26 protein-coding genes are annotated in these 25,487 nt (G+C 36.1%); 14 read left to right on the top strand and 12 right to left on the bottom strand.

From position 1 onward, the window contains the following. The first annotated feature begins 174 nt into the window (after positions 1 to 174). From ACIQ1E_RS03825 to ACIQ1E_RS03815, 3 genes are all read left to right on the top strand, one after another. Complete coding sequence (locus tag ACIQ1E_RS03825) at positions 175 to 576, top strand: hypothetical protein (protein WP_396168839.1); 402 nt, start codon at positions 175 to 177, stop codon at positions 574 to 576. A 97-nt stretch (positions 577 to 673) separates the two neighbouring features. After that, on the top strand, positions 674 to 2,857 hold the full coding sequence (locus tag ACIQ1E_RS03820; RefSeq protein WP_396168837.1) for a TonB-dependent receptor: 2,184 nt from the start codon (positions 674 to 676) through the stop codon (positions 2,855 to 2,857). Between the two features lie 95 nt (positions 2,858 to 2,952). Further along, positions 2,953 to 4,551, top strand: a complete 1,599-nt coding sequence (locus tag ACIQ1E_RS03815; protein WP_396168836.1) for a PepSY-associated TM helix domain-containing protein — start codon at positions 2,953 to 2,955, stop codon at positions 4,549 to 4,551. A 372-nt stretch (positions 4,552 to 4,923) separates the two neighbouring features. Here the strand turns inward: ACIQ1E_RS03815 and ACIQ1E_RS03810 are convergent, their stop codons facing one another. From ACIQ1E_RS03810 to ACIQ1E_RS03800, 3 genes are read right to left on the bottom strand one after another with little or no spacing between them, the layout of a single operon-like run. Continuing rightward, the gene (locus ACIQ1E_RS03810) at positions 4,924 to 6,387 is read right to left on the bottom strand and encodes an aminoacyl-histidine dipeptidase (protein WP_396168834.1); all 1,464 of its coding nucleotides are present in this window, start codon (positions 6,385 to 6,387) and stop codon (positions 4,924 to 4,926) included. A gap of 48 nt (positions 6,388 to 6,435) precedes the next feature. Next, on the bottom strand, positions 6,436 to 6,753 hold the full coding sequence (locus ACIQ1E_RS03805; protein WP_396168832.1) for a type II toxin-antitoxin system PemK/MazF family toxin: 318 nt from the start codon (positions 6,751 to 6,753) through the stop codon (positions 6,436 to 6,438). Continuing rightward, positions 6,750 to 6,977: a hypothetical protein gene (locus ACIQ1E_RS03800; RefSeq protein ID WP_396168830.1), complete on the bottom strand. Its 228-nt coding sequence runs from the start codon at positions 6,975 to 6,977 to the stop codon at positions 6,750 to 6,752. Before ACIQ1E_RS03800 ends, ACIQ1E_RS03805 begins: the two co-directional genes overlap by 4 nt. Before the next feature lie 111 nt (positions 6,978 to 7,088). Between ACIQ1E_RS03800 and ACIQ1E_RS03795 the strand changes: the two genes are divergently transcribed. The 3 genes from ACIQ1E_RS03795 to ACIQ1E_RS03785 all read left to right on the top strand — a co-directional run bounded on the left by ACIQ1E_RS03795 (position 7,089) and on the right by ACIQ1E_RS03785 (position 9,613). Further along, on the top strand, positions 7,089 to 8,150 hold the full coding sequence (locus ACIQ1E_RS03795) for a DUF3810 domain-containing protein (RefSeq protein ID WP_396168828.1): 1,062 nt from the start codon (positions 7,089 to 7,091) through the stop codon (positions 8,148 to 8,150). Positions 8,151 to 8,406: 256 nt separating this feature from the next. Continuing rightward, on the top strand, positions 8,407 to 8,901 hold the full coding sequence (locus tag ACIQ1E_RS03790; protein WP_396168840.1) for an RNA polymerase sigma factor: 495 nt from the start codon (positions 8,407 to 8,409) through the stop codon (positions 8,899 to 8,901). 31 nt (positions 8,902 to 8,932) lie between these two features. Further along, the gene (locus tag ACIQ1E_RS03785) at positions 8,933 to 9,613 is read left to right on the top strand and encodes a hypothetical protein (protein ID WP_396168826.1); all 681 of its coding nucleotides are present in this window, start codon (positions 8,933 to 8,935) and stop codon (positions 9,611 to 9,613) included. A 31-nt stretch (positions 9,614 to 9,644) separates the two neighbouring features. Here ACIQ1E_RS03785 and ACIQ1E_RS03780 read toward each other — a convergent pair whose 3' ends face one another. Next, positions 9,645 to 10,454: a lysophospholipid acyltransferase family protein gene (locus ACIQ1E_RS03780; protein WP_396168824.1), complete on the bottom strand. Its 810-nt coding sequence runs from the start codon at positions 10,452 to 10,454 to the stop codon at positions 9,645 to 9,647. Between the two features lie 52 nt (positions 10,455 to 10,506). Next, positions 10,507 to 11,145, bottom strand: a complete 639-nt coding sequence (locus ACIQ1E_RS03775; protein ID WP_396168822.1) for an NUDIX hydrolase — start codon at positions 11,143 to 11,145, stop codon at positions 10,507 to 10,509. A gap of 142 nt (positions 11,146 to 11,287) precedes the next feature. Here ACIQ1E_RS03775 and ACIQ1E_RS03770 point away from each other — a divergent pair, with 142 nt between their 5' ends. Continuing rightward, positions 11,288 to 11,731, top strand: a complete 444-nt coding sequence (locus ACIQ1E_RS03770; RefSeq protein WP_396168820.1) for a DUF4268 domain-containing protein — start codon at positions 11,288 to 11,290, stop codon at positions 11,729 to 11,731. A gap of 23 nt (positions 11,732 to 11,754) precedes the next feature. Here the strand turns inward: ACIQ1E_RS03770 and ACIQ1E_RS03765 are convergent, their stop codons facing one another. From ACIQ1E_RS03765 to ACIQ1E_RS03740, 6 genes are all read right to left on the bottom strand, one after another. After that, entirely contained in the window at positions 11,755 to 11,985 is a 231-nt protein-coding gene (locus tag ACIQ1E_RS03765) for a DUF3820 family protein (RefSeq protein WP_396168819.1), read from the bottom strand. 54 nt (positions 11,986 to 12,039) lie between these two features. Then, the gene (locus tag ACIQ1E_RS03760) at positions 12,040 to 12,441 is read right to left on the bottom strand and encodes an OsmC family protein (protein WP_396168818.1); all 402 of its coding nucleotides are present in this window, start codon (positions 12,439 to 12,441) and stop codon (positions 12,040 to 12,042) included. Positions 12,442 to 12,525: 84 nt separating this feature from the next. Continuing rightward, positions 12,526 to 14,286 (bottom strand): LysM peptidoglycan-binding domain-containing protein, encoded by a 1,761-nt coding sequence (locus ACIQ1E_RS03755; protein ID WP_396168816.1) that lies wholly within the window; start codon positions 14,284 to 14,286, stop codon positions 12,526 to 12,528. Between the two features lie 125 nt (positions 14,287 to 14,411). Beyond that, complete coding sequence (gene guaA, locus ACIQ1E_RS03750) at positions 14,412 to 15,941, bottom strand: glutamine-hydrolyzing GMP synthase (RefSeq protein ID WP_396168814.1); 1,530 nt, start codon at positions 15,939 to 15,941, stop codon at positions 14,412 to 14,414. A 57-nt stretch (positions 15,942 to 15,998) separates the two neighbouring features. After that, the gene (locus tag ACIQ1E_RS03745; protein WP_396168812.1) at positions 15,999 to 16,724 is read right to left on the bottom strand and encodes a hypothetical protein; all 726 of its coding nucleotides are present in this window, start codon (positions 16,722 to 16,724) and stop codon (positions 15,999 to 16,001) included. A gap of 136 nt (positions 16,725 to 16,860) precedes the next feature. Further along, positions 16,861 to 17,541, bottom strand: coding sequence for a hypothetical protein (locus ACIQ1E_RS03740; RefSeq protein ID WP_396168810.1), 681 nt, complete (start codon positions 17,539 to 17,541; stop codon positions 16,861 to 16,863). A 212-nt stretch (positions 17,542 to 17,753) separates the two neighbouring features. Between ACIQ1E_RS03740 and ACIQ1E_RS03735 the strand changes: the two genes are divergently transcribed. The 7 genes from ACIQ1E_RS03735 (at position 17,754) to ACIQ1E_RS03705 (ending at position 24,920) form a co-directional block, all read left to right on the top strand. Continuing rightward, the gene (locus ACIQ1E_RS03735) at positions 17,754 to 18,773 is read left to right on the top strand and encodes a YhcG family protein (protein WP_396168808.1); all 1,020 of its coding nucleotides are present in this window, start codon (positions 17,754 to 17,756) and stop codon (positions 18,771 to 18,773) included. A 136-nt stretch (positions 18,774 to 18,909) separates the two neighbouring features. Continuing rightward, entirely contained in the window at positions 18,910 to 19,296 is a 387-nt protein-coding gene (locus ACIQ1E_RS03730; protein ID WP_396168806.1) for a RidA family protein, read from the top strand. Positions 19,297 to 19,452: 156 nt separating this feature from the next. Further along, a complete protein-coding gene (locus ACIQ1E_RS03725) occupies positions 19,453 to 20,700 on the top strand; it encodes a voltage-gated chloride channel family protein (RefSeq protein ID WP_396168805.1) in 1,248 nt (415 codons plus the stop codon). A gap of 93 nt (positions 20,701 to 20,793) precedes the next feature. Further along, positions 20,794 to 21,798, top strand: a complete 1,005-nt coding sequence (locus tag ACIQ1E_RS03720; protein WP_396168803.1) for a bifunctional oligoribonuclease/PAP phosphatase NrnA — start codon at positions 20,794 to 20,796, stop codon at positions 21,796 to 21,798. 5 nt (positions 21,799 to 21,803) lie between these two features. Further along, a complete protein-coding gene (gene gldI, locus ACIQ1E_RS03715) occupies positions 21,804 to 22,469 on the top strand; it encodes a gliding motility-associated peptidyl-prolyl isomerase GldI (protein ID WP_396168801.1) in 666 nt (221 codons plus the stop codon). 8 nt (positions 22,470 to 22,477) lie between these two features. Beyond that, positions 22,478 to 23,590 carry a peptidylprolyl isomerase gene (locus tag ACIQ1E_RS03710; protein WP_396168800.1) on the top strand — a complete coding sequence of 371 codons (1,113 nt, stop codon included), beginning with the start codon at positions 22,478 to 22,480 and terminating at the stop codon, positions 23,588 to 23,590. Positions 23,591 to 23,681: 91 nt separating this feature from the next. Continuing rightward, positions 23,682 to 24,920, top strand: a complete 1,239-nt coding sequence (locus tag ACIQ1E_RS03705; RefSeq protein ID WP_396168798.1) for a peptidylprolyl isomerase — start codon at positions 23,682 to 23,684, stop codon at positions 24,918 to 24,920. 114 nt (positions 24,921 to 25,034) lie between these two features. Here ACIQ1E_RS03705 and ACIQ1E_RS03700 read toward each other — a convergent pair whose 3' ends face one another. Continuing rightward, positions 25,035 to 25,472, bottom strand: coding sequence for a hypothetical protein (locus ACIQ1E_RS03700; protein WP_396168797.1), 438 nt, complete (start codon positions 25,470 to 25,472; stop codon positions 25,035 to 25,037). Positions 25,473 to 25,487 lie beyond the last annotated feature (15 nt).

Raw genomic sequence — 25,487 nt, 5'->3', positions numbered from 1 at the left:
GTCTGCATCTTCCTTAAATCGCTTGTTAAATGTTATTGAATTCACACCTATAAATTTCTCCCTTGTACTCATTTGACAAAGGTAATACTATTTTCGTTTTTGGGCGGCCTAAACGCCTATACCTATTCTGTTTTTTTTAAACAAGACAAATTTGTCTTATTAAAAATACTATTTTTGCGCTTTCAAAACCAAAATAGTCTGAAACAGTTTTTTGTCATAGTACTTTCTGCAATTCTATTACTCCCGTCTTTTGGGAATATCATTCTATTTACTAAGTTCAAAATACAGCAAGACGAAATTGCCAAAACAATTTGTATTCAGAGAAAAATAGCTAATAACAGCTGTAACGGGCGTTGTGAACTTCGTAAGACCTTAAAGCAATTTGATGAGAACGAACGAAAAATGAATACTATTTTGAAAGAAAAATTGGAGCTCATTTATATCAAACCCCTTTTTGGAAATGATTTAGCCCAAACTTTCAAATCCTATTCTTCTCAATTATTAGTTTTCCATTCGACTGAAAAACCAATTTCGATAAGTAAATCTAACTTTCGACCTCCCACCTATTTTATATAAATTTTTAATTCTCTTTTCAATTCTTTTTGAAAAGCCATTTTTCATTGGCTTAAAGCCAATGAAATACTTGTTATTATTCTAAATTTATATAAACAAAATGAAAAAAATATTCCTTACCTTATTACTATTAGGGCAAGTCGCCATTGCGCAAAACAATTCTAAGAAAAAAAATACTAAAGCTGTTCAAGACAGTACGAAAGTTGAAAATTTACAAGAAGTATTTGTAACTGCCAATCGTTCAGCCTCATTACGTAAAGAAACTCCAGTGGCTGTCAGCAAATTGACTGCAAAAACAATTGACGAAACTAAAGCTGTAGCAGCTTATGAAATCATCAACAAAACTCCGGGAGTATTGATGGTGAATCTAGGCAATGAACAACACTCAATGTCCATTCGCCAACCGATGACAACCAATGCCTATTATTTGTATCTGGAAGACGGCTTGCCTATTCGCCCTATGGGAATTTTCAACCACAATGCCTTATTGGAAATCAACCAATTCAATCTTCAAAGTATTGAGGTAATCAAAGGTCCTGCCTCTTCATTGTATGGCCCGGAGGCAGTTGGCGGAACCATCAATTTAATTTCGTTAAAACCTTCTATTAATCCAGAATTCAAGTTTGGAATGCAGGCTGACCAATGGGGTTACAAACGAATCCAAGCTGCCGGTGGAGCTACTATTGGTAAAATCGGTTTTCATATTGCAGGAATTTCCAGCTTACAGGAAAATGGCTGGATGACATTCTCTGATTATAACAAAGATAACTTCAATGCGAGAATTGATTACAACATCAACTCAAAAACTCGACTAATCAGTAATACAATGTGGGGAAAATACTATTCGGATATGAGCGGAAGCGTAAATGAGGCTGCATTTTACAATAGAACTTACAAAAGCACCACTGATTTCACGTATAGAAAATCAGATGCCTTGAGAACACGATTGACCTTGGAACACGACTGGAATGATAATACCGCCAGTTACATTACCGTTTATCACCGAGACAACAAACTGGGACAAAATCCGTCTTACGGAATCCGATGGAGCCCTACTGTAAACCCGACAACGGCAAAAGGAGAAGTGAACTCCAATAACTTCAAAAGTTATGGTGCCATTACGCAACACACCCAAAAATTTGATTTTTTAAACACCAAAATCGTCTGTGGAGCACTTTATGATTATTCCCCTGTTACCTATTGGGCTTACCTGCTTGAAATGAAAGCCTATCTTAATCCAGGAACTCCTGGAAAACAAACCGTGAATTACTATGAAATCACTGCCGAACGTCCAGATGTAAAACTATCCAACTATACAGCCGATATTTTCAACACTGCCGGTTATGCACAAGTGAGCATCAACCCTTACGAAAAATTGGTCGTAACAGCAGGAGCACGTTATGACAATTTGAAAGTCAATTACAACAATGCTATCGACAATTCAACTGGAACAAAAATATACGACAAACCTACTTTTAAATTTGGTGCCAACTACAATCCAGTTCAATTTACTGGAATTTATGCCAATTATGCCCAAGGATTTGCTCCTCCAGGAATCACTTCGATTTTTAGAGCTAAAGCTGGAACTGGCGGAACTACAGGAAAACCCGCTCAGTTTTATTACAACCTCGAACCGGCAACTTTCAATAATTACGAAATTGGTGGTTGGTTTGCTTTATTGGGCGGAAAATTAAACTTCGATTATGCTGTGTATTATATGGAAGGTAAAAACGAATTGTTAAGTGTTCGTTTGCCCGACAACTCAACCGATTTCCGTTCTGTTGGAGAAACCAGACACAAAGGAGTGGAATTTGGTGGTAATTACAAACTACTTGCCAACCAAGTAAACATCCGTTTTGGAGGTACTGTTGCCGAACATACTTACATCGATTTCAAAGTTTCAGATTATCCAACCGATGTTTTGAAAAATCTGGACGGAAAAGAAATGCCTCAAGCACCTAGATGGTCCGGCAATTCCGAAATCAGTTATTACCCAAATTGGTTGCCTAAATTCAGAACTTCTGTTGAATGGCAATCTGTGGGAAGTTATTACCAAGACCAAATCAACACCATTAAATATGCTGGTTACGACATTTTTAATTTCCGAGCTGGTTACGAATGGAAAGGAATTGAAATCTATGGAAACATCATCAACATTACCGACAAATTATATGCTTACAATGTTTCGAGAGGAAATTTAAGCAGCTCGCAACCCACTTATACGGCTGCTGCACCAAGAACATTTTTGGTAGGCTTACAATATAATTTTTCATTAAGAAAATAAGAATTAGGAGCTAATCCTGTCATCCGCTGTATCTTTTGTGGCGAACACCGCCACAAAAGGATGCCGCTACTACCGGGGCTAAAAAACAAGAAAAAATGAACAACACACCAAAAGAAGTCAACACTTCAAAAAAGAAGGATTCGAAGTTTGTTAAAAAAATCAAGCAAAAAATATATGCTTGGCATCGTATTATTGGAATTATTACCATAATTCCGGTTATTTTCTGGACCTTGTCAGGATTAATGCATCCGTTTATGGCGCATTTTTTCAAGCCTACTATTGCTAATGAATTTCTAGTAGCAAAACCAATAGACAAATCCCAATTAACGCTCTCCATCCAGGAAGTATTGCAAAAAAACAAGATACCCGAGTTAAAGAATTTCAGGATTGTTTCGTTTGACAATTCGACTTATTATCAAGTAAAAACCACGAAAGACGAACTGGTATATTTCAATGCTTTGGATGCCAAGAAACTGGAAAATGGAGACCAAAAGTACGCTAATTGGCTGTCCCGTTATTTCTTAGATGACCAAAAAAGCACCATTGTCAAAACCGATATTCTAACCGAATTCACTTCGCAATACAAATACGTCAACCGCTACTTGCCCGTTTACAAAACCACCTTCAATCGCCCGGATGCAATGGAAGTTTATGTAGAAACGGCTTCGAGCAAGCTAGCAACATTTAACCCAAAATCAAGACAAGCTTTTATCTGGTTTTTCGACACTTTCCACAATTGGGCTTTCATCGATTGGATTAGCAACAATAGCATTCGCATTGTTGTGATGTTTTTATTTCTTTCCATCATCTTTTTTTCTGCCATAAGTGGAATTGTAATTTATGGTCTGTTTTGGAAACAATTCAGAAAAACAGATAGTTTGAATCCCAAGAAAGGAGTCCGAAAATACCACCGCCAAATCGGAATCTGGGTTTCATTGTTTACTTTGACCTTTGCCTTTAGCGGGGCTTATCACGCTACAACAAAATGGGAACCTTATACCTTAGATAAAATGGTGTACGAACCTGTTTTTGAATCCAAAGACATCCAAACACCAAATAATGCCATTGATTTAGACTGGAACCGATTGGAAAATACGAGCATCATTGCCTTAAATGACAGCATTTACTATCGATGCCAATTGACTTTAGCCAAAAGCAAATACGCAACTCCAAAAACTGATTCAAAATCCAAATGGGGCAAAAAGGAAAATCCAAAATCAGAAATCCTTTATATCAACGCAGCGACAAACAAAGTTGTTCCAAACCTTGATGTGGAATACGCCAAATTCCTGGCTTACTATTTCAGTGATGGAGGTCCAAAAGCTGCTTGTTGCGAAATGGATGACGTTACAACCGAAAAAACAAGTTTAGAAGATGCCGCCTTACTAGAAACCAAAGTTTTAACAGAATTCAATAGTAGAGAATATGGTTTTGTCAACAAACGTTTGCCAGTTATAAAATTGGCTTTTGATACACCCGAAAACACAACTTACTTTATTGAAACTGCCACTTCAAGACTGGCATCTGTTACTGAAAAATCGGATATAATCGAGGGCTATTCTTTTGCCATTTTCCACAAATTTTTATTTATGGATTGGGCAGGCAAAAACATACGCGATTTGACAATGGTTTTGGCTGCTTTGGTTGTTTTAATAGTCAGCCTTTTGGGTTTAATTCTGTTTTTAAAAAAATAACAAATCCATCAATAAAAACTAATCCTCAACTTGCAAAAAGTTGAGGATTTTTTATGCAATTCAAAATATGAAAAACAACTGAAAGCTTATTCATATAAAAAATATTCGCTATATTTACTTATTGAAATTATCGAAAAAATAACCTTTAAAATTATATAATATGGCAAAGAGTCAAGACGCAAAGAAAAACGTAAAAAAAGAACCTCTTAAAACCGCCAAGGAAAAAAAAGAGGAGAAAAGAGCAAAAAAAAATAGTCCTAAAAGAGACTAAGGTAAGTGTTCAGTGTTCAGCTTATAGTGTTCAGTTTCGTATTGATACTGAACACTATTTTTTTATCACTTTTTTGCTGAACTCTAGAAACTGACCACTGCCTACTGCTTAACAGGGATATTTTCCAGAATTTCCAATACAAATTTCCAGAATTTTTGAGAAGATTGTATTGAAGCTCTTTCGTCAGGCGAGTGCGCTCCCTGAATAGTTGGTCCAAAAGAAATCATATCCATATCTGGATAATTCGTTCCTAGAATGCCACATTCTAAACCGGCGTGACAAGCCACTACTTTTGGCTTTTCGTTGTTTTGTTTCTCGTAAATTTTAACCAATAAATCTAAAATCTCAGATTTTACATTAGGTGTCCAACCTGGATAAGAACCAGTAAAATTCACTTCGCAACCGCATAATTCAAAGGCGGATCGCAAAGCATTTGCTAAATCAAACTTTGAAGTTTCTACTGATGAACGGGTTAAATTTAGAATTACAATTTCACCTTCTTTGATGATCACTCGAGCAATATTATTCGAGGTTTCAACCAAATCTTCCATATCGGCTGACATTCTATAAACTCCGTTATGTGCAGCATAAATCGAACGCAGAATTCCTTCTTGAACGCCCAAATCCATCACTTTTTTAGGCAAATCGCTTTTCACAATTTCGATAGTTAGGTTGGGTTCGGTAGTTTTGTATTCGGTTTTGATGTCGTTGATGATTTCCTGCATATCAAAAACATACGCTTCGTCATACATTCCGGCAACAATTACTTTTGCTACGCTTTCTCTCGGAATTGCATTGCGCAAACTACCGCCATTGATTTCAGCAATTTGCAGTCCAAAATTCTCAAAACCATCAAACAATAAACGGTTCATTATTTTGTTGGCATTACCCAAACCTTTATGAATATCCATACCGGAATGTCCCCCGTTCAAGCCTTTAACTGTGATTGTGTAACCTACAGAATCTTCAGGAGTTTCCTCTTCCTGATAACTACGGCTAGCTGTCACATCAATTCCTCCGGCACAACCAATGTCAATTTCGTCATCCTCTTCGGTGTCCATATTCAAGAGAATTTCACCTTTCAAGATACCGCCTTTCAGATTCAAAGCTCCTGTCATTCCGGTCTCTTCATCAATGGTAAACAAAGCTTCTATAGCAGGATGCTTGATTTCGTTGGATTCTAAAATTGCCATAATCATCGCCACTCCAAGACCATTATCAGCGCCAAGTGTGGTTCCGCGAGCACGAACCCAGTCGCCATCTACATACATATCGATTCCTTGGGTGTCGAAATCGAAAACGGTATCCGCATTTTTTTGATGCACCATATCGAGATGTCCTTGTAAGACAATAGGTTTGCGATTTTCCATCCCTAGAGTTGCTGGTTTGCGAATAATCACGTTTCGGATTTCGTCTTCAAAAGTTTCTAAACCCAACGATTTTCCGAAGTTCTTCATAAATTCGATAACGCGATCTTCTTTTTTTGATGGACGAGGAACAGCGTTTAAATCGGCAAATTTGTTCCAAAGGGCTTTAGGTTCTATGTTTCTTATTTCTTGGCTCATGGTATATTATTATTGTATTACTTTTTATTTTGACACAAATTTAAAACGTTATAAATTCAAAATCTCAATTAGACTTGCGTTTATGTTTTGCATTTCGAACGAACCCAATTCTCCTAACTTTCCGAGAATTAAATCTTTGTCGATTGTAGTGATTTTTGACAAACGAAGTAAAGAAGTTTTCTTTAAACCATTGGAATCATTTGGTTCTAAAAGGATATCAAAAGGATTTTGCCATTTGAATTGAGTAGTAATAAAAGCCACAATTACATCCAAATCTGAAACGACTAAAACCAAAGCTGGTCTTATTTTCTTGCCTTTCAAATCGGTAAATGGAAAAGAAAGAAGAACAATATCTCCTTTTTTCATTGATATTGTTCTTTTATGTCACTCACTTGATAAAGTTCTTCTTCATTTTGAAGAAATTCAAATGATTTGGAAGTTGAGGCGAGTGTTTTAATTCCTTCGGAGATGATTTTATCATCGATTTTGCACGCCAAAAAACTCACATAATCGGACACTTCCTGAATTCTGGAATCAGAAAGTTGTCTCAATTTTTCGACAGTTTCGTTAATAAGTTCTTCTCTTGACATAGATTTTTTGAAATGTTTAAATTTCTAAAAAGGCAATTTAGCTTCACAAATTTACAAAAAAGAAATACTACTTCTTGATTATTGATTAAATTTAACGCCAAAAGAAAATTAATGCAGCGCAACTATATTCTACCCTTATTTCTTCTATTTCAGATTGTTTTTATAAAAATCATTGCCTTTTTCCCTGAACTCGTCGAACGACTTTACAGCAATGGACTGTTTGTGATTATTTCGAAAACCTCGAGAATTGTACTAGGGAAAATCCCTTTTTCGGTCGGAGATATTATCTACGGAATTCTGATTATATTACTACTAAAATCGATTTGGAAAGCGCGAAAAACGTGGAGACTGGAATGGAAATATAATATTTTAAAAGTAGTAAGCGTATTTTCGATAGCGTATTTTCTATTTCATTTTTTGTGGGCGATGAATTACTACCGTCAACCGCTATTCGAGAAAATGAAAATAGAACGCGATTACAACGATGCGGATTTGCTGACTTTTACTAAAAAACTGATTGCTAAAACCAATGAAGTCCAACTGAAAATTACCAAAAACGACAGTCTGAAAGTACCCTTTCCTTATACTCATACACAGGTTTTCGAAAGGAGTTTGAATGGCTATAGAGTACTCTGGAGTGAATATGCCTATTTTGAATACACGAATCAAAGTGTCAAGAAATCGCTATTTAGTTTACCGCTAACTTATATGGGTTTTGGTGGCTATTTGAATCCGTTTACCAATGAAGCGCAAGTGAATTATGTGATGCCAATGTACAATTCCCCGATGACTACTTGCCACGAAATGGCGCATCAGATAGGTTTTGCCAGCGAAAGTGAATGCAATTTTATTGGGTTTCTGGCTACAGTAAAAAATGAGGATTTATATTTTCAGTATTCGGGATACAGCACTGCTTTGAGGTATTGCCTTAACAATTGGTATGCTCGAGATGAAAAAGTCTTTGACCAATTATTGAAAACTGTTCATCCTGGAATTTTGAAAAATTATAAAGAAACTGAGGATTTCTGGAAAGAATACGACACGATTATAGATAAAGGTTTTCATTATTTCTATGACAATTTCTTAAAAATGAACCAACAAAAAGACGGAATGGAAAGTTATAGCAAATTCGTGAATTTGATGGTGAATTATTATAAGGAAAAAGACTTTTGAAAAACTAAAAGTTCTAGCATAGCCCCGATTACTTCACTTGACTTTTATTTTAATAGGAGTTCAGTGAACTTTGTTTGAAGGGGAAATCCTTTCATTGCTAGGAACGAACCATTCAAAGCGTGAGATTGCTTCGTTCCTCGCAATGACAGATTGGAATGATAGCGGGACGACTGTTTCTTGAAATCCTAAAAAGTTCTGCTCCTAAAAAAAACAATTAATTTGTAACAAAAAACAGGTTTTGGCCACTAACGTAAATATGAGCGATAGTTTAGAACAATCATTTGTGCAGCAATTGAAGACCAATCAGAATATAATCCACAAGATTTGTAGGTTATATACGAATGGTGAGGACGCGCATAAGGATTTATTTCAGGAAATCACGATTCAGCTATGGAAGGCTTATCCGAAGTTTCGAGGTGATAGTAAATTTTCGACTTGGGCTTATCGAGTCGCGTTGAATACAGCCATCACTTTATACCGGAAAAGCACTCGATCGGTCAAGACAGTGGACTATGAATCTCAGCAATATTTTATAAGCAACGAGGATTATAATTATGAGGAAGAAGAACGCCTGAAACTGATGTACAAAGCGGTTTATCAGCTGAATGATATCGAAAAAGCTTTGGTTTATATGTACCTTGAAGATAAAGATTATGGCGAAATATCAGAAACTTTGGGAATAAGCGAGGTGAATGCAAGGGTAAAAATGAATAGAATAAAAGGAAAATTAAAAAAAATACTAAATCCTTAAGGAATATGAAATGAGCAAAAGATAGATTTGGTTGTCAAAAACTAAAGAAGTTTGCGAATTACATTTGACCGAAAAAAACAATAAAAATCTGCAAATGAAAGAGCTGGATTTATTAAAAAAAGATTGGCAAAAAGAAAAAAACTTCGAACAAGTTTCCGAAGCAGAAATCTATACTATGTTGCACCAAAAATCGTCTTCGATAGTAAAGTGGATTTTGATTGTGAGCATTATTGAATTCGTTGTATTAAATGGTATTTCATTTTTATTAAATGATCCAAAATATGATGAGTTTATGCGTTTGCATCCCTACATCAACTATTTAGAGAAGTTTAACTACGTTGTAATTGTTGTATTTATCTATTTGTTTTATAAAAATTTTAAGTCGATATCGGTTTTAAATTCTTCGAAAACACTCATAAAACACATCCTAAAAACCCGGAAAATAGTAACCTACTATATTTACTGGAATATTATTATTGGAGGAATCACAGGTGCATTGAGTGGTATAGAAGGATTTAATGCAGGTTTTAATTCAAGTAGCAATCAATTAGGAAATGAGGGTAACGCAGTTTTAGAAGCCAATTGTCTTACTATACTAATTGTGGCTCTATTGATAATGGGCATTATCTGGTTGTTCTACAAATTATTGTACGGCAGGTTCTTGAGTAAACTAAAACACAATTATAGTGAATTGAAAAAAATAGATTTATAAAAAAAGAGTTCGCCGAGGCGAACTCTTTTTTTTAATATTCCCATTGCCTTAATCGATTCAATTCTTCGGCTGCCTTCAATTCTTCTACAGGAATCACTTTCAAGAAGGACGGATGCTGCTCGATAGCATATTCTATTTTTTCCACAATTTCTTCGATCGTATCGTTGTCATAATCAATTTGCAGAGGCTCTTTAATGATAAACGATTGAAGAATATCTTTCTTTTTCATCCGCAATCCTTTTTTATCGAATGAACGACGGAAACCATCAATTACAATTGGAACTACAATTGGTCGATGTTGCTTGATAATGTGCGCTGTCCCCTTCCGAACCGGTTTGAAGGATTTGGTAGTGCCTTGAGGGAAGGTAATCACCCAACCGTCATTCAGAGCAATTTTAATGTTTTCGGTATCATTAGGATTTACATCTCTTTTCTCGGTCACATCTTTTCCTTTGGCTCTCCAAGTTCTTTCTACAGTAATAGCTCCAATATAGGACAAAATTCTAGGCAATAATCCAGCCTGCATAGTCTCCTTGGCAGCAACATAGTAAATGTTGAGTTTAGGTTTCCAGATGTAACCAAGGTTTTTGATAGAATCTTCACGACCACTCAAACTGGCGTTAAAAACATGAAACATGGCAACAACATCAGCAAAATAGGTTTGATGATTCGATATAAAAAGTACGCTTGTCTCTGGTAAGGTTGTTATTATTTCGGAACCTTCTATTTGTAAACTATTAAATCCGCGATACCGCCTATGAGTTAAAACTGCAAAAACGTGAATTAAAAATCGTTTCACAACAAGAATGTGTCCAAAAGGATTTCTCTTCAATAATCCCATAAAAAAATGTGTAATTTATATTTTTGAAGGACAAACATACGAAAAATATAAATTATAGTATTTTTTTTAGTACTTCTTTCAACTCGCTCAACATCATCGCTGTAGCCCCCCAAACGATGTGTTCTTTAATTTTAAAGGCTGGAATTTCTATGTTTTTAGCATAAGAAGTTGACATTGTAGTACTTACAATTAAATCATCTTTCAAAAAATCAGCAATTGGCAATTCAATAATTTGGGCCACTTCAATTTGATCAGGAATAAAAACAATTTCTTCCTTGCAAACACCTAAAAATGGATAGACTAAAAAATTACTTGCCTGAATATACAAATGGGTAAATTCCCTTATTATTTCAATATTATCGGGATGAATTCCAATTTCTTCGTGTGTTTCACGCAATGCAGTGTTCCAATAATTTACATCTATGGGTTCATATTTCCCTCCGGGCAATGCTATTTGCGCCGAATGAATGCCTTCATACGAATTCCGAACTATGAGCACCAAATGAGTTTTTCCTTTTTTAGGATACAACAACATCATCACAGCGGCGGTTTTAGGATTGAAACTGCCTAAATTCTGATTTTTCAGGCTTTCCAATCTTTCAATAGGAACCATTTTGAAATGCGCTTCACGGGCTGGAAGTGCAACTTCTAAAAATTTTGGAACATATTTTAAAAATTCTTGAAAATCCATAATCAAAACCTATTTTTGCACCTTTGAAACTGTTATAAATATAGTCTAAAAATAAATAAGGAACAAGTAACAATTGCAAAATTCAATCGCAATGGCAATTTCATAAACGGGGAACTACGAACAATAAACTTTAAACCAAAAAATGTATAGCAAAGAAGAAGCGCAACGGTTGAAACGGGAATTTTGGATAGAATTTGCCGAAAAATACCCTCGAAAATGGATTTTGTACGACACAAAAATCAAAGACTTTTCGTTTAAATTTTTTGCCGACAACAAAAAAGCTCAGGTTATAATTGATATTGAACATCGAAACGACGACAAACGTATTGTCTATTTCGAAAAATTGGAATCCTTAAAAAGTATTTTAGAGGACGAATTTGTCAAAGATTTGGTTTTTGAGAAAAATTTCACGCTCGAAAGTGGCAAAACTATCAGCAGGGTCTGGGTCGAAAAGTTACAACTAAGCATCAGTAACAGAGCTCATTGGGATGCCATTTTTGATTTTTTCTACAAGAAAATGAATGCTTTAGAAATGTTCTATTGGGAATACGGAGATTACATTCGAGATTTGGAAATTAACACTTAAAACAACAATAAACCACAAACCTGTTAAGGTTTAGGATACCGTTTTTTAATATTCCGAATCAACTCTTCGAGTCCGTTAAGTTTCAATTCGTAAATCAATTGTAACTGCTGTCCAAGCTCTCCTTTTGGAAAACCTTTGTTGGAATACCAAACCACATAATATTCCGGTAAATCGATGAGATATCGACCTTCATACTTGCCAAAAGGCATTTTAGTATGAGCTAATTTGATGAGCTGTTTTTGGTCTTGTTGCAAGTTTAAAGTATAAAGGACAGTCTGCAAACTAAATACTGCGGACTGAACACTGATTTATTTCCAATTAAAACTAATCCTTTTCTCGATTTCCGGGTTCAAACTCAGGAAAACTGGGCAAGTCATTGCGGTTCGTTCAAGGATGGTTTTCGTTTTCTCGTCTGCCGCCAGGTTCATATCAAAAACAATTTCGATAGCTGCAATTCTTCGCGGTTCGGCTTGCATAATTTTAGTCACAGCAGCGGTAGCACCTGTGAAATCAACAGCTAAATCTCGTGCTTTGATTCCCATTACGGTCATCATACAACTGGCCAAAGCATTGGCAACGGTATCCGTTGGTGAAAAAGCTTCTCCTTTTCCGTTATTATCTAATGGCGCATCCGAAATGATTTCGCTGCCCGATTGTAAATGTATCGAAGAGGTTCTTAAATCCCCTAAATAAGTTACTTTTGATGTCATGTTTTGAGTTATGAGTTATGGGTTTCTGGGTTTATGGGCTTTAGATTTTACTAGTCTTAATACTTGATACTTAATTCTTAATACTCAATTAGCTTCTTTTATAATCAAATCAGTGTCATAATACAGGATGTAAATCCCTCTATTAGTGTATCCGCCGTCTGCTTTTTTATAATATTCAAACTTGTTGTCCACTTGCTCTGTTGCAAATTCATCGGCTGTATCTTGATACACTTTTTCTTGAGTCAATCGCATCATGGTATCAAAAGTCACATCAAAACCACGTGTGGCATAGGTACTAGGGGCAATCTTGTTTTTCTTGCGGTATTCTTTTTCGAAAATCAGTGCTTCAATTGATTCGTTCTCCCGAGATATTGATGGATACATCAATTTCAATTTGGTCAGATTCGTAAAATTAATTTCATCGGTATCTAAGGTTTCGTTGGGTTCCATAATCACCAACTCCACATTATAAGTAGCCATAACACTCATCATAGTGGCCATAGTCCACTTGACCATTCCTGTATTTTCGGAGGCTAAAACCACATAATTCATTTTGCCTTTGACAAGCAAACCTTTGAAACTTTCAGCAGATAAACTCCCATTTTCAAGCAAAGCAGCAAATTTAACTTCTGGATAATTCTGCTGTATGAATTGTCGGGCCGACTCTTTTTTCTTATCGACAACTGCAATAATGTTTCCTCCTTTTGCCATCATATACACGAAAACGGCTCTCTTTAAAGCTTCGGCGGTCGGAATGGTTTGGTACAAATTGGGAAACGAATTTCCGATATCTTTTGACAAAGGAGAAATCACGGCAACATTTTTATCACTCAATAAAGCGGCCGTTTTCTCGACATTGTTTTGATAAAAAGGACCAATAACAGCATCGGCAGTTTCTAAATCATTTTGCTGATGAATGGTAGCAATATTTGAACTGCTTTTGGTTTCTTGTGAGTCAAAAATGCTAACATCTACAGGAATTCCGATGCTTCTAGCCGAATCTATTGCCATTAAAGCACCTGAATAAAAATCCAAGGTCATATTTAAAAACTTGTCTTTTTTCAAACGCATTGTTGTAGAATTTACGGTATCACCTTCAATTTTAGTCAAGTTAAAAGGCAAAAGCAAAACCAATTTTTTTCTATCATTCGAGTTTTTCGACAATGAAGTATATGTTTTTTTCACTTCAACTTCCTGCGGAAGAATTGGATTGGAATGAATGGGTTGTACTGTATCTTTTTTGGAAGTTGTTGGTACTACTTTATCAGATTTTGGAGGATTCCCTTTTATCACCAGCTGGTAACCAATGGGCAAATTGGCAATAACCTCGGGATTGCGCTTTTCTATTTCTTCAATAGTGATTCCATATTGTTTGGCAATAGAATATTTGGTTTCTTTGGGAAGCACTTCGTGATAGACTACTTTTTCCGAAGTTGTGACTACTGACTTAGCATTTGCACCTGAAGGAATAACTAGAATCTGACCTATTTGCAGTCCTAATTTCACTAGATCGGGATTCACTTTCTTCAAGTCTTCATCTGAAACACCGTATTTATTTTCGATGCCATATAAAGTCTCTTTAGGTTCTACTTTATGCGTTATAACTTTAGAATTGGGTTTCTTGCTATCTCCTTTTTTGGGAATCAGTAAAACACTATTAGGTTTTAAACCACTTTGCGCATCGGGGTTTAATTGATAAATATCAAAAGGAGTGACATTGTATTTTTGCGCAATTTGGGCTATAGTTTCTCCCTTTTCCACTTTATGAGTAGTGTTTTTTTCTTGAGAAAAACTGTTGAAAGAAAAAACCAAAGTAACCAAACACGCTGTTATAAAATATTTCATCCTTTTGTAATTGTAAAAAAATTAGTTTTTCAAAGATAGCAAAACGGTATCAAATTTTATTCCAAAATCTGATACCGTTTTTTATATAATTTACATAAATATCGTTCGAAAACGATTCTTATTTTCTATTCCCACTCAATAGTTGCAGGCGGTTTAGAACTAATGTCATACACTACTCTATTCACACCTTTCACTTTATTGATAATATCGTTAGAGACTTTCATCAAGAATTCATAAGGCAAATGCACCCAATCCGCAGTCATTCCGTCGGTAGATTGTACTGCTCTAAGTGCTACTACTTTTTCGTAAGTACGCTCATCGCCCATTACTCCAACGCTATTCACAGGCAGTAAAATTGCTCCCGCTTGCCAAACTTGATCGTACAATCCCCAAGATTTCAATCCGTCGATAAAAACTTTGTCTACTTCTTGCAGGATACGAACTTTCTCAAGAGTGATATCTCCTAAAATACGAATCGATAATCCAGGACCAGGGAAAGGATGCCTTCCTAATAATTCTGGGTCAATTCCTAGTGTTGCTCCTACTCTACGCACTTCATCTTTGAAAAGCATTCGCAAAGGTTCCACCACTTTTAATTTCATATAATCTGGCAAACCACCCACATTATGGTGCGATTTGATCGTTGCCGATGGACCTTTTACTGAAACAGACTCGATTACGTCAGGATAAATAGTTCCTTGCGCCAACCATTTAACATCTTCTATTCGGTGTGATTCAACATCAAAAACCTCAATAAAGGCGTTTCCTATCGCTTTTCTTTTTAATTCTGGCTCAGAAACTCCCGCGAGAGCGTCATAAAAACGTTGCGAAGCATCTACTCCTCTTACATTTAGTCCCATTCCTTCGTATTGATCTAGAACACTTTGGAATTCATCTTTTCGAAGCAAACCGTTATTTACGAATATACAATAGAGGTTTTTCCCAATGGCTTTGTGCAATAAAACTGCGGCTACTGTAGAATCGACACCTCCAGAAAGTCCAAGCACTACTTTGTCATCTTGCAGTTTTTCTTTCATTTCAGCCACAATCTCTTCAACAAAAGCATTTGGCGTGAAATTTTGAGGCACATGAGCAATTTTTACTAAAAAATTCTCCAACATTTTTGCACCATCGGTCGAATGAAAAACTTCGGGATGGTATTGGATGGCATAAGTCGTTTCACCTTCTATTTTATAAGCTGCAAATTCAACATCGTGTGTACTTGCCAGCTTCACTCCATTGGTTGGTAAGGCTTTGATACTATCGCTATGACTCATCCAAACTTGGCTGTTTTCGGCCACGCCTTCGAAGAAAACTTCGTCATCTTTGATATAGGATAAATTTGCTCTTCCGTATTCTCTGGTATTGGATGCCGCTACTTCACCGCCACTAAAATGGGCTAAATATTGGGCACCATAGCAAACGGCAAGCATGGGTAATTTTCCTCTAATTTGAGACAAATCAGGATGTGGGGCATCTTCTCCGCGAACAGAAAATGGGCTTCCACCTAGGATTACCGCTTTATAACTTGACAAATCAGCGGGAAAATGATTGTAGGGAAAAATTTCGCAGAATATATTTAATTCGCGAACGCGTCGGGCAATAAGTTGTGTGTATTGCGATCCGAAATCTAAAATAAGTACGTTGTGTTGCATGCGGCAAAAATACTTTTTATAATTGGGAATGAAAAATCGAAATTAAAAAAAAATAAATTACTCTTTAATCACTATTAATTTAATTTTTGTTCCCAAGGCCAAATTGTTCCAATATTCCTCGGTAATTGCCTTGCCAGCATCATCACTGGCGTGAATTTCAGCTGTATTTCCACCTGAAGTTCCTGTGCTTGCAACAACCAGCTCTACTTTATTAATCCCTGCTGCTAAAGGAATTTTAACTTGACTCATTTGAGAATACAAAAACAATTGAGAGCGAAACAATTTGTCATTTACATAAATAGTAATTAAATCACCATCGATTTGAATGTAATCTCTGTAATTAATAAGTAAAAAATCAGATTTGGTTTTAAATTCTCCTAAATCCCGATCCTTTCTATCCAAAAAACTAGTATCCTCTTTGAGTCCTTCGCGAATCATAGTTTTGTCTAAATCTTTAGCCATTTTTTCTTGATACACATCGCCCATTTTGTGCTCAAATTTGTTTTTCAAAGTCATCGAAAATTGATTTTCAGCTGTTCCAAATTCAAATGCAGTGCTCGGCTTGGGTTTTGTTCCAAATATATTCGTTGCTGTAAAAACATTTGGCGCAACGATTTTAGGCAAAACTAATTTAGGTAAATTAGATGGAGGCGGAAGCTCTTTCTTTGATTTTGGTTTTGTATTTGCTGGTGGTATGGATTTGAATTTAATATTAGAATCAAACTGACTAAAGGCGCTTGATGAAATACTAATCATAAAAACAAAAAAAAGAAAATTTTTCATAGCTTTTTCACTGGAACAATTCCATAGTATAGGGCCAAAATTAATAGAATTTTTATATCCAAAATCAAAAAAAGTATAATCATTGTATTGATTTTTTTGTATAAACAGTACAATGCACTTCTAAAACAATAGTTTTTTATTCTTTGGTAACAATTATAGTGGCTTTAAAACCAGTACCCAAATTCCATTGACTGGCGGAAATAAGATTCCCTTTATCATCATAAACTCGAAATTCGGCAGTATTGGGTCCCAAGCGACCTTGGTTGAGTGCTTCGAAATCAATTTTGTTAAAACCCTCGACCAATGTAATTTCAAACCCTTGAAAATCACTATCTAAATAAACGCCTGGCACAATGGTTTTATCGTTGAGTAAGACTCTTATCTGGTCGCCATCCACTTCGCCATAATCACGATAACTAACTTTTGCAGTTAGTGAATTGGTTTTATAACTTCCCAAATCCTGATTCCTACGAAACACAACCTGATTCTCGTCATCGGCTTTCTTGTTCAATCTATCTCGAACAAAATCACCAGGATTTACAAATTTTTGAGTGGGCGTTAATGAAAAAGTATTCTCGGGAACTCCAATCTGGAATGAATTATTTGGCTTGGGTTTGGTATTGAGAATATTGGGGTTTTCTAACACATTTGGAGCTACAATCTTGGGCAAATCGGTAGGTGGAGGCAGTGTTTCTTTTTTGGGTTTTGGCTTTATATTTTGTGGTGGAATGGCTTTGAATTTTGAATTAAATTCGCTTTGACCAAAGCTATTGAAAGCAAAAACGATACTAAAAAGGAATAAAAAAATCTGTTTCATAAGTGATGAATACTGACAAATCAATATTTTGAAAGTCCAAAAATAATTGAAATCAACGAGTCGAAGTCACAAAAATAACATAAAATTATTTTCTGTGTTTTACACACTGTACAGAATTCATTGATTTTTAGTAGGTTTGTCTTATAAACCATTTTGTTTCCTTAATTCTAGATAGAAATTTCACCATTTTGTAAATAAACAAATCACTTATCATGGCGAATAATACCAATATTTCAATTCTTTCGAACCAAGACTTGGTTGTCGAATTATCACAACTTATTGAACAAAGTAAAAAACAAGTAGCTTCTCAAGTCAATAGCGCTGTCACTATTTTATTTTGGCAAATTGGCAATCGCATTAATCAAGACATTCTACAAAACAAACGCGCTGAATATTCAAAACAAATTGTGTCGACAGTGTCTACACAATTGAAAGAACGATATGGGAAGAATTTTGAATTAAGGAATTTGAGACGAATGATGCAGTTTGCAGAACAATTTACCGATTTTCAAATTGTCGTGCCACTGTCACGACAATTGAGTTGGTCACATTTTGTAGAATTATTACCTTTAAAAACTATTGAAGCAAAACTATTTTATGCACAAAACGCATCAAATAATTTATTTGGAATTAGAGAATTAAGAAGGCAAATCGCTTTAAAAACATTCGAAAGAACTAGCATTGCTGATGCTCAAATTGTAGAAGCAACTCAAATTCCATTCAACACCTTCAAAGATCCTTACATTCTTGATTTATTAGGTTTGCAAGATAGCTACTTGGAAAAAGATTTAGAAAATGCCATACTTCACGATTTAGAAACTTTTATCCTCGAACTTGGCAAAGGTTTTTCATTTGTGGAACGCCAAAAAAGAATGATTATCGACGGCGAAGATTTTAATTTAGACTTACTTTTTTATCATCGAAAACTGAAAAGATTGGTTGCCATAGAATTAAAATTAGGCAAATTTCAAGCAAAACACAAAGGTCAAATGGAACTATACCTTAAATGGTTAGACAAATATGAAAAACAAGACGGCGAAAATACACCAATTGGACTAATTCTTTGTGCCGAAAGTAGTAGAGAACAAATTGAACTACTCGAAATGCACAAAGACGGAATTATGGTTGCAGAATATTGGACCGACTTACCTCCAAAAAAACAGTTTGAAGAAAAAATACACTTGCTCCTAATTGAGGCCAGAGAAAGAATAGAAAGAAAAAAATTGCTTTAAGTGATACATCCCTGAATCCTCAGCATAAATTAGCTATTTCTTATCCTATTTTTTTATAAATTGCAGCGCAAAATAAAAGTGGAGTGTTATACTAGTAACACTTTCAAAATCAAACCAACACTATAAAACAATCAAAATGAAAAGAGAAAACATCTTGACCGGTTCACCTTGGGAAGACAAAATGGGGTATTGTCGTGCCGTTCGCATAGGAAACTTTATCGAAGTATCAGGAACTGTTGCCATTGTCGATGGCGAAAAAGTAAAAGCTAATGATGCTTTTGCCCAAACCCTAAACATCCTTGAAAGAATCGAAAAAGTATTAGAAGACTTGAATGTTGGGATGAAAGATGTGATTCGCACTCGAATTTTTACAACTGATATCACTACATTTGAAGATGTTGCTCGTGCGCATGCTACCTTTTTTAAAGACATTAAACCGACAACTGGATTTTATGAAGTGAGCAAATTAGTAGCTCCCGAATATCTAGTAGAAATAGAATTTACGGCTGTAGTGGCTGGATAGTTAAACAAAAAAAAAGCCACGAATTACACTAATTATCACAAATTACAATCTGTTTCAAAATTGAATAATCATGAATTTTAAATGTTTGTGCAATTGGACCGCTAATTTTTCGTGCAAATTTGTGTAATTCGTGGCTAAAAATCACAGCTCCTTTAAATGAACCTAAAAAACACCCTTCTTCTCTTTGCCAAATGGCTATTCATTTGTGTTTTGATTGGTGCATTTTCTGGTTCTGCCTCGGCTTTTTTTCTAGTTTCTTTAGAGTGGGTTACCCAATTTAGAGAACACCATAATTGGATTATTTGGCTATTGCCAATAGGAGGTCTTGCCATAGGATTAATGTATCATTTTTATGGCAAGGAAGTAGTAAAAGGCAATAATCTATTGCTTGAGGAATACGAAAAACCACAAAAAACCATTCCGCTCAAAATGGCGCCGTTGGTTCTTATTGGGACTTTGATCACGCATCTTTTTGGAGGCTCTGCGGGTCGCGAAGGAACGGCTGTACAAATGAGTGGTGCCATTGCAGACCAATTCAAAAAACCATTCAATCTGAATGAATCAGACCGAAAAACACTCATCATTCTGGGTATCAGTGCGGGGTTTGCCTCTGTTTTTGGAACGCCATTGGCAGGAGCCCTATTTGCTTTAGAAGTTTTATATTTTAGCAAAATCACATACAAAAGTATTCTGTTATCGTTTGTTGTAGCTTATACCGCCTATTTCACTGTCGAATTATGGCAGGTGCAACACACCCATTATCATATTCCGATCGTTCCACAACTCAGTTTAATCCATTTTTCTTGGATAATTGTCGCGGGAGTTGCATTCGGATTAACTGCCATGTTGTTTTCGAGAAGCACTCTTCTTTGGTCTAAATTATTTTCAAAATACATTCAGGATACACCTTTACGGCCGTTTCTAGGAGGACTTATTTTGGTAGGTGGAATATACCTTATTGGAAATACAAAATACATTGGTTTAGGAATACCAACATTAGTCGAATCTTTCAACTCTGCCAACTCATGGTATGATTTTCTGCTCAAAATTCTCTTTACAGGATTCACCCTTGGCGCAGGTTTCAAAGGTGGAGAAGTGACACCGTTATTTTTTATTGGCGCCACCTTAGGCAGCGCGCTATCGATTGTCATCCCCTTGCCGATTGCACTTTTGGCCGGAATGGGATTTGTTGCTGTATTTTCAGGAGCGACCCATACCCCTATTGCGTGTACTATAATGGGAATGGAATTGTTTGGTGTAGAAAGCGGCACTTACATTGGCATTGCTTGTATAGTTGCTTATTATTCATCAGGTTCCGTTGGTATTTATCATTCGCAAATAGTAAAAGGTTCAAAATACAGGTTATACCAACGCTTCAGAAGGAAAGATCTTCAAGATTTTTAGTATTGAAGTGATTTAAACTTTTCCCATTGTAAAAGTTTGTTAAATGTTGAATTGTTTTCGAGTTTAGTATAAAAAAATGTAAATTCGCAACCTATGAACGAACAAGACATATTAGCAGTACAATCCTTATTAGCGACACCTAAAAAAATAGCAATTATTCCGCATCGAAATCCCGATGGAGATGCGATGGGTTCTACGCTTGGGTTGTATTATTTTTTACTAAAAAACAACCATTTCCCAGTGGTGGTTTCGCCCAACCAATTTCCAGATTTTTTAGCTTGGATGCCGGGTTCAGAAAATGTTCAAATTTTCGAAAAAGACAAGAAAAATTCCACCAAAATACTAGAGGAAGCCGATTTGGTATTTACTTTAGACTTCAATGCTTTGCATCGCGTAGGCGAAATGGAAAATGTACTGAACAGCCTAAAAGCTCCATTCGTAATGATAGATCACCATCAATCGCCCGATGACTATGCTGCCGTGACTTTTTCGGATGTGGCCTATGGTTCGACTTGCGAAATGGTATATCATTTCATAAATGCTCTCGGAAAAAAATCGCAGATCGATAAAACTATTGGCACTTGTATTTATACCGGAATCCTAACCGATTCAGGTTCGTTTCGATTCCCGAAAACTACAGGAACGACTCATAGAATCATTGCTGATTTGATCGATTTGGGAGTCGAAAACAGCGAAATCCCTACCTTACTATTCGACAATAGCTCTTTTGATAGATTGCAATTATTGGGAAGAGCCTTGCAGAATATGAAAATTTTTCCTGAGCATAAAACTACGTACACTACACTTACACAAAAAGAGTTAGACCAATTCAACTATATAAAAGGCGATACCGAAGGCGTTGTCAATTATGGGTTAAGTATTCAAGGAATTGTTTTTACTGCCATTTTCATTGAGAATGCTGAGGAAAAAATCATAAAAATTTCGCTCCGTTCCCAAGGTGATTTCGATGTGAATCTTTTTGCCAGAGAATATTTTGATGGCGGTGGACATCGCAATGCAGCGGGAGGAAAATCGGAAGTATCGATGGAGGAAACCGTACAAAAATTCGAAGATTTAGTTCGTAAACTAAAAATATAAGCAGTATGAAATACCTAAAAAATATTCTATGTGTAATTCTGGTCACTTTTATGGTTTTCAGTTGCAAACAAAGCCAAGAAGCCCGAAGACCTATTTCGCATACCTCGGGTTCCTTTATGAAAAAATCGGCCGAGCGAAACAAGAAACTCATTGCTACCGAGGAAGAACAAATCGATTCGCTAATCAAGAGCAATCCTAAAGTAAAATATATGGCATCGACCAAAGGATATTGGTACACCTATGTTGTTCAAAACGATATTGACACCATTACTCCCAAAAAAGGAGATGTCGCCTTTTTCAACTATGAATTGAAAGATTTGAAAGGCAATGTAATCTATTCGGAAGTCGAATTGAAACCGCAAACTTATGCTGTCGACAAGCAAAACGTCATGACGGGAATTCGCGAAGGTATCAAATTGATGCATAAAAACGAGAAGGTTATTTTCCTTTTTCCTTCGCATATTGCCTACGGTTATCACGGTGACGATAAAAAAATTGGCCCTAATCAGCCACTAGTTTGTACAGTAACCCTGCACAATTTTATTTCAGAAGTAGCCTTCAAGAAAGAAATTCAGCTTAGGGAATCCGGCGTATTAACCCCCGTTTCAAATGAAGCACCTAAAACTCAAACCAAACTTGTAAATAAAATTAAAGATACATTAACCAATTAGATTTAGAAATGAAAAAAAGCTTTGTATTAGCATTAGCATTAATTACTACTTTCTACTCTTGCAAAGAGGAGAAAAACAACCTTCCAGACGGATTGTATGCCCAAATTGAAACCAACAAAGGAACTATAATTGTACAATTGGATTATGAAAAAACTCCAATTACGGTTGCCAATTTTGTGACATTGGCTGAAGGGAAAAACGAATTCATCACTAATGAAAATCTTAAAAAGAAACCGTTTTATGACGGCTTGAAATTTCACAGAGTCATACCCGAATTTATGATTCAGGGAGGAGACCCTTTGGGAACAGGCTCAGGAGATACCGGTTATAAGTTCAAAGACGAAATCACCGATATGAGATTCGACAAAGGCGGTGTATTGGCGATGGCCAATAACGGACCTGCTACCAATAGCAGTCAATTTTTTATCACCCATGTTGAAACTCCTTGGCTACAAGGAAAACACACCATCTTTGGTCAGGTAGTCGAGCAAGGAATGGATGTGGTCAACAAAATCGAGCAAGACGATTATATGGAAAAGGTAACCATCATCCGAAATGGGGAAGCTGCCAAAAAGTTTGATGCAGTAAAAGTGTTTCGAGATTATTATAAAGTAGAAGCCGAAAATCAAAAAAACAAATTGGCACTCCAAGCAGCCGAAAACGCGAAATACCAGGCCGTTTTCGACCAAAAAGTAGCTTATTTCGAAACTTTGAGAGCAAAAGCCAAATTAACTCCAACAGGATTGCGCTATGCAATCACCAAAAAAGCAGGAGGTAAAAAACCAGCAGCGGGTGCCACTGTATTTATTAATTATGCTGGATATCTCGAAAACGGAAGTCTATTTGACTCTAGTATCCAAGAAGTTTTAAAATTGTATGGAAAACTGGACCAAAGCAGAGCTGCCCAAGGCGGCTATCAGCCAATTCCTTTTCAATATGGAAATAAAGACGGTTTGATACCCGGTTTTATCGAAGGAATTGAGCAATTGTCTTTTGGAGACAAGGCGGTTATTTTTATCCCATCGAAATTGGGTTATGGCGAAGCAGGTGCTGGTGAGGTAATTCCACCGAATACCAATATCATTTTCGAAATCGAATTGTTAGAGAAAATACCAAACTAGGTAGGAAGTTAGAAGTTAGAAGTTAGAAGTACGAGGTACGAAATTAGAGATGCAAAAGAACAACTATTTTATAATTATTAAATTGATTTAAATGAAAGCTAAAATTCTAGTATTATTATTCTTGGGGATGTTGAACCTTCACGCACAAACGACCAAAAAGCCCGCTACAACGGCAGCAAAACCAGCTACTACAACCAAAAAGCCTACTACAACCACCAAAGCAACTCCATCAACTACGGCAGCTGGCGAAGGAATTTTCGCCACGCTTACAACTAGCAAAGGGCCTATTGTGTTGCAATTAGAATACAAAAAAACACCTGTTACTGTAGCCAATTTCATATCGCTAGCCGAAGGAACAAATACCTTTGTTACCGATGCCAAATTTAAAGGAAAACCATTTTACGATGGATTGAAATTTCACCGAGTGATTAAGGATTTTATGATTCAAGGTGGAGACCCAGCAGGCACTGGCTCAGGTGGCCCTGGCTATTCCTTCAAAGATGAAATCACCGATTTGAAACACAACAAAGGAGGTATTCTTTCGATGGCTAATTCTGGACCTGCAACCAACGGAAGTCAGTTCTTTATCACGCATAAAGAAACACCTTGGCTAGACGGAAAACATACGGTTTTTGGTCACGTAACTCAAGGGATGGACGTAGTAAATGCCATAGCTCAAGACGACGTAATTTTGAAAGTGACCATCGTACGAAAAGGTACTGCAGCCAAAGCCTTCAATGCACCAAAAGTATTTACTGATTATTACAACAACAAAGCCGACGATGCTAAAAAGCAAGCGCTAATTGATGCCGAAAATCAGAAAAAACAAGCAGCAGTCGAAGCTGAAGCAAAAAAAGCGTATCAAGAAAAATATGCTAGTGTAATCGCTGCCAAAAAAGCGTATTTGATTGCTGAAAAAGCTACTGCTACCACTACTCCATCAGGATTATCGTATAAAATCACCCAAAAAGGAACAGGGGTAAAACCAGCAGACGGAACCACAATCTATTTTAATTATGCCGGATATTTTGAAGACGGAAATCTTTTTGATAGCAGTTATTCTGATGTTTGCAAAACTTACGGAAAATATGACGCCAATCGAGATACTCAAAACGGTTACCAAGCATTCCCATTCGAAGCGGGAAAAAAAGACGGTATGATTCCCGGATTTTTAGAAGGTTTGAGTTTACTTTCATTTGGAGATAAAGCCATTATCTATTTACCCTCAAATCTTGCTTATGGCGAAAGAGGTGCTGGCGGTGTAATTCCACCAAACGCAACTTTAATTTTCGAAATAGAAATTATGGACAATAAAGCTGAGTCTAAATAAGAAATCTGAGCAATGACAAAAATAAACCCGACAAGCAATTGGAACTTGTCGGTTTTTTGTTTCTTTGATTTTTTCTTATAAAGATCTGACTACAAGAAAACTGATTACTAAAAACTATTTTTTAAATTTCCATTCAAATTCATCCTTAGCATTGATGATGGCACCAATTTCAAATTTGACTACTTCCTCAAATTCGGTTTGCAGGATAATCCAATTGTCTTCGTTGAAATAATTTTCGAAAGTATCAAATTCCTCTTGAGTGAATTTAGTAATTCCTTTGGTAGCCAATTCTTTCTTAGCCGCATTAATCTCTTTACCAATAATTTTATTACCAAATAACTCTAGAGCAGTACTTGAAGCCACGATATAACCTAGCTTGAATTCTTCATCTTTATAAAAAGTCAAGCGCATTTTCAGTGCATTGTAAGCAAAAATCACATTTTCATCTTCGTCTTTGTAATTGCGGTTAGGCTTTCCGTACAGTGCTGTAACATCATTTTGTTTCATTCCGAAAAGGAGCTTGTCGATGCCGTTTTTTAGATTTATTTTCATTTGACTTGATTTTGA

The sequence above is a fragment of the Flavobacterium sp. genome (assembly GCF_044348915.1).
In the GTDB taxonomy this organism is placed as follows: domain Bacteria; phylum Bacteroidota; class Bacteroidia; order Flavobacteriales; family Flavobacteriaceae; genus Flavobacterium.
Note: the sequence above shows the minus strand (reverse complement) of the source record. Positions and strands in the feature narration are given on the sequence as shown.